General features: G+C 49.5%; 2 protein-coding genes. Both read left to right on the top strand.

The genetic code is table 11. The features are described 5' to 3' along the window. Nucleotides 1–734: 734 nt before the first annotated feature. Nucleotides 735–1,673: a hypothetical protein gene (locus AC23NW_RS36005; RefSeq protein WP_487455522.1), complete on the top strand. Its 939-nt coding sequence runs from the start codon at nucleotides 735–737 to the stop codon at nucleotides 1,671–1,673. Nucleotides 1,674–2,148: 475 nt separating this feature from the next. After that, nucleotides 2,149–2,491, top strand: a 343-nt coding sequence (locus AC23NW_RS36000) for a hypothetical protein (RefSeq protein ID WP_487455521.1), incomplete at its 3' end; no start/stop codon positions are given.

Genomic DNA, 2,491 nt, shown 5'->3' with positions numbered 1-2,491 from the left:
TGATTTGCCTGTGTGGACACCGGCTCCCCAGTCGCCTTACATCGACGAACCCTTGGGCTTCCCCGAAGTCAAGCCGTTTAAGGATGATTTTTCATGAGCTGGGCGAATGATTTTTTTTCCCGAAGGGCAGCGCCTTTGTGTGTACAAAATCGGAGTGTAAACGAAGCATTTTGTACACACGAAAGGATAGCTTGCTAACCTCCTTCGTCGGTTAGGGGCACCCCCTTGGGGTGGCGGTATTGCTTGATTTTGGGGGCTATTTCTGCCCCCTTTTTTCGTGGTGTCTCTCCCTGTAGACACTACCTTTCCCTCTTGATTCCCCTATTTTTACCGCCCAGTAAAGTAGTAGAGTAATGGCGAAAAAAATGTAAAAAACGGTGGTATGACACCAACGGAAAAATCCTATAACATCCTAAAGACCTTTAACCCAACAAAAGGCAGTAAGTTACTGTAAAAGAATAGTTTAGAATGAATAGGGAGGAAAAATAGAGACTCTTTGAGCGGGGAAAAATGATAGAAAATCCAGTCCGAAGGACTCAGTACTTGATACATTAGCATAATTGTAGCCAAAATCCCTGAACGGAATCCACTCGGCACTGTCTTGTAAAGTCAGGTGTGTTTTTTAATTTAGGGGCAACAAAAAAAGGCAGATCGCTCCAACGATCTGCCTTGTGAATCCTAAAAAAGTCGCTCCCCGTTCAGTTTCTCAGGCTATCAGGGCGCGCATTTAACGTATGGCAAAGCTATCCAAGCTCGGCAAGAAAAGCAAGCGAAAGTGGACCAGTACCAAAATCAATCAGGCCCTTGTCAAGGTGCCAGAAACCCCATTGGTGAAATACTACGAGCGGGCGGTTCACTGCACCGACCTACTTCACCAGCAGGGTCAGAAAATCAGCTCACACTACTGCAACGCCCGAACGTGCCTGACCTGCTCCGCGATCCGGACGGCCAAATACCTAAATCACTACTATTCACAGTTCGAAACGTTCACCGAGCCGGTTCTATTAACCCTCACGAAGCCGACGTTTTGGTGTATCCAACCGGAGACTCTGCGGGGAGAAGTTGACCTAATGATGCGTGTTTGGAGGCTGATCTATCAGCAGTCCCACAAGGCGAAGGCAAAAAAGGCCGACATTCGGCTGATTGGGTTGCGCTCACTGGAGACTACCCAACGCCCAGATAATTACTACCACTCTCACTTTCACATGGCACTGGACGGTGTGGCCAATGCTGAATGGATCAAGGCACAGTGGTTGAGCCATTTTCCCGACGCTGCCCCCTTCTTGCAGGACATTCGGCCTATTGCCGGTAAAGAAGGTCTCTTGGAGGTTGTGAAGTACGCGACGAAGTTTATCGGCGAAGAATGGGTAGAAACAACTGATCCGGTTGGGAAGAAGGTGTTCATGAAGGTGCGTAAGCGCGAAGATCCTGCGCGTACTGACCTAATCATCCAGGCTCTTCGGGGAAAACAGCTCATTAGCCCTTTCGGAGGGCTTAAAAAGCTCGAAATTGAGGACGTCAATAAAGTCGTTGAAGGAATGACTTACGAGGAGCTGGAAGACGCTGAAAGCCGTTATTGGGGCTGGTCTGGTCACGACTGGTACGCGCACGACACTGGCGAGAAGTTAACGACTTTCGAGCCATCTGAGGGAATGCGTAGGATATTTGAGTAGCTTTGATCTTGCCCGAACGTAAACCGGCTCTGCTGGGAAGCAACCGTGAGGATAGGGCGACCCCGCGACGAGAGTCGTTTGCCCCTGTTTGATAGCTCGAAGCCAACAGGGGCTTTTTTATGCCCGAAAAAAGCTAACTTTCCCTGTCTCCGTCTGTGCTCGATCTGCCTTCGTTGATCTGGCTTGCCATCGAAAGGAAAAGTTAGCAAGCCGACAGGGGTAATTCTCCACTTCGTTACGAATGACCCCTGTTCTGCTTGCTCTGCGAGGCTGATAATCAGCTATTTATATTTTCGGTATGTCTCCGAAAATATACCATTAGTTATAATTTTTGGGCTAAGTAGCTGATTATCAGTTTGCATTTGTAGAATATCTTATAGAATCCGTTATAACTCAGGGTTTTTTGAGGGTGTTTTAGGGTCGAACTTATTGCAAAAGTTTGTGTTTCTACAGGGAGACACTTACCTTTTTTGCTATGAAACCGTACAAGCCTGGACTGCCGCTCGTGACCGAATTTGAAGACCTGATTGACTCGCTACCTGGTAGGATCAGGCTAGCCAAGCTGAATACCCGCGAGGTTTGCAAGGTCGCCGGCATTCCCCGGCCTACGTATTACAAGCAACTGAAGGCGCGGAGCTTCACCGCTCAGGAGGTGAAGACACTTCTGCGGACCATTGCCAAGCTGCAACGGCGGTTCAAAGTGGCCGTCGAGCCGGAGCCGGAGCCGAAGCCGGAGCCGCTTGATTTGCCTGTGTGGACACCGGCTCCCCAGTCGCCTTACATCGACGAACCCTTGGGCTTCCCCGAAGTCAAGCCGT

It is taken from the genome of Arsenicibacter sp. R0_47 (assembly GCF_057652235.1).
Note: the sequence above shows the minus strand (reverse complement) of the source record. Positions and strands in the feature narration are given on the sequence as shown.

Coding starts and splice junctions, on each gene's coding strand:
- AC23NW_RS36005 (WP_487455522.1), top strand. CDS start 735: ATGGCAAAGCTATCCAAGCTCGGCAAGAAAAGCAAGCGAAAGTGGACC.